We start from the raw sequence: 1,909 nt of genomic DNA, 5'->3' as shown, positions 1-1,909 counted from the left end.
AGACCGCGGTGGTGTACGGCATGCCGGGCGAGGCGGTGGCGGCCGGGGCGGTGAAGCGGGTGCTGCGACTGGGGGAAATCGGACCCGCGCTCGCCTCACTGGCCCGTCGTCGACGGTGAGATGGCCGGGCGGGGCGACGGGGTCGGGTGTTAGTGTGCGCGGGCCATGACGCAGCAGATTCGAGCCCTCGTCGTCGACGACTCGCAGGCGATGCGACGCAGCATCATGTACGCGTTGCAGCGCATCAGCGGGATGGTCTGCACCGAGGCGCAGGACGGCGCCGAGGGGCTCAAGAAGCTGACCCAGGGCCGCTTCGACCTGGTGCTCACGGACATCAACATGCCGTTGATGGACGGGCTGAAGCTCATCCACCACATCCGTCAGGCCACGGACCATCGCGGCGTGCCCATCGTCGTCATCACGACGGAAGGCGCGGCGGCGGACCGGGAGCGGGCGCTGGCGCTGGGCGCCAGTGCGTACCTGGTGAAGCCCGTGCAGGCCAAGGTGGTGATGGACACCGTCAAGCACCTGCTGAAGCTGGCCTGAGGCGAGGGGCGTGCGAATGGACTTCGTCCTGCGGGTGGCGGGCCTGGAGAAGCGCTACGGCGCGGTGACGGCGGTGCAGGGCCTGCACTTCAACGTGGCGCCCGGCGAGGTGCTGGGCCTGGTGGGCCCCAACGGCGCGGGCAAGACGTCCACGCTGCGCTGCCTCGCCGGCATCCTCCCGCCCTCGGCGGGCAAGGTCATCGTGGCGGGGTATGATTTGGGCAGGGACACGGTGGAGGCCAAGCGCGAGCTGGCCTTCCTGCCCGACGAGCCGCGCTTCTTCGACTACCTCACGGTGTGGGAGCACCTGAACTTCACGGCGCGGCTCTACGGCGTGGAGGACTGGGAGGCGCGGGGCCGCGCGCTCCTGGAGGAGATGGAGCTGACGGGCAAGGAGAAGGCGCTGCCCGGCGAGCTGTCGCGCGGCATGAAGCAGAAGCTGTCCATCGCCTGCGGCTTCCTGCACTCGCCCCGCCTCATCCTGCTCGACGAGCCGCTCACGGGGCTGGACCCCATCGGCATCCGGCGCATGAAGGACTCGCTGCGTCGGCGCGCGGAGGAGGGCGCGGCGCTGGTGCTGTCCTCGCATTTGTTGCCGCTGGTGGAGGAGCTGTGCCACCGGCTGCTGGTGATTGCCGGAGGGCGGGCCATGGCGCTCGGCAGCCTGGAGGAGATTCGCGCGCGGCTGAGTGGACCGGACGCGGGCAGCGCGTCGCTCGAGGACCTCTTCGTGCGCATCACCAGCGGCGCGGGCTCGGAGATGCCCAGGCCGTGAGCTTCCCGGGCGCGGTGCTCTTCCTCTGGCTTGCGTCCACGCGCAACCGCCTGCGGCTCCAGGTGCTGCGGCTGCGCAAGCCCCGCTACCTCGTGGGCGCGGCGGTGGGCCTGTTCTACATCTACTCGCTCTTCCTGCGCCGGCTGGACTTCACGGGACCGGTGGCCGCGGTGCCTCCGGGCGTGAGGCTGTTCGCGGAGCTGTCGCTGGTGGGCTCGGTGCTCGTCACGCTGTTCTCCGCTTGGGCGCTGGGACCGGACCGGCCCTCGCTGACCTTCACGGAGACGGAGGTGGTGCGGCTGTTCCCCGCGCCCATCACCCGGCGCTCGCTGTTGCACTACAAGCTCGCCCGAGGTGCGATGGGCGCGGCGGTGGGCGCGCTGTTCGCCACGCTGTTCGTCGGCCGGGTGGTGAGCCCCGAGCCCGCGCTCTTCTTCGCCGGGGCCTTCCTGTCGCTCGGCACGCTGTACCTGCACGGCATCGCGGCGTCCGTCATGCGCACGCGCTGGGCTGCGAGGGGACGGCGGGGACAGGTGGAGCGCTGGGTGGGCGTGGGGCTGGTGCTCGCCGCGGTGGTGATGGTGGTGC

At 71.1% G+C, this 1,909-nt stretch carries 3 protein-coding genes and 1 pseudogene; all 4 read left to right on the top strand.

The window, feature by feature from the left end; translation table 11 throughout:
* Positions 1-119 (top strand): annotated as a pseudogene (locus tag FL311_RS42925) (chemotaxis response regulator protein-glutamate methylesterase); the annotation flags it as partial.
* A 46-nt stretch (positions 120-165) separates the two neighbouring features.
* Complete coding sequence (locus FL311_RS42920) at positions 166-546, top strand: response regulator (RefSeq protein ID WP_141333425.1); 381 nt, start codon at positions 166-168, stop codon at positions 544-546.
* Between the two features lie 16 nt (positions 547-562).
* A complete protein-coding gene (locus FL311_RS42915) occupies positions 563-1,321 on the top strand; it encodes an ABC transporter ATP-binding protein (RefSeq protein ID WP_141333423.1) in 759 nt (252 codons plus the stop codon).
* Positions 1,318-1,909 (top strand): putative ABC exporter domain-containing protein (locus FL311_RS42910; RefSeq protein WP_228557476.1); only part of this gene is annotated, 592 nt, incomplete at its 3' end. The genes FL311_RS42915 and FL311_RS42910, both read left to right, overlap by 4 nt.

It is taken from the genome of Myxococcus sp. AB025B (genome assembly GCF_006518215.1).
GTDB lineage: Bacteria > Myxococcota > Myxococcia > Myxococcales > Myxococcaceae > Myxococcus > Myxococcus fulvus.
The sequence above is the reverse complement of the archived record's forward strand: the minus strand, read 5'-3'. Positions and strand labels throughout refer to the sequence as shown.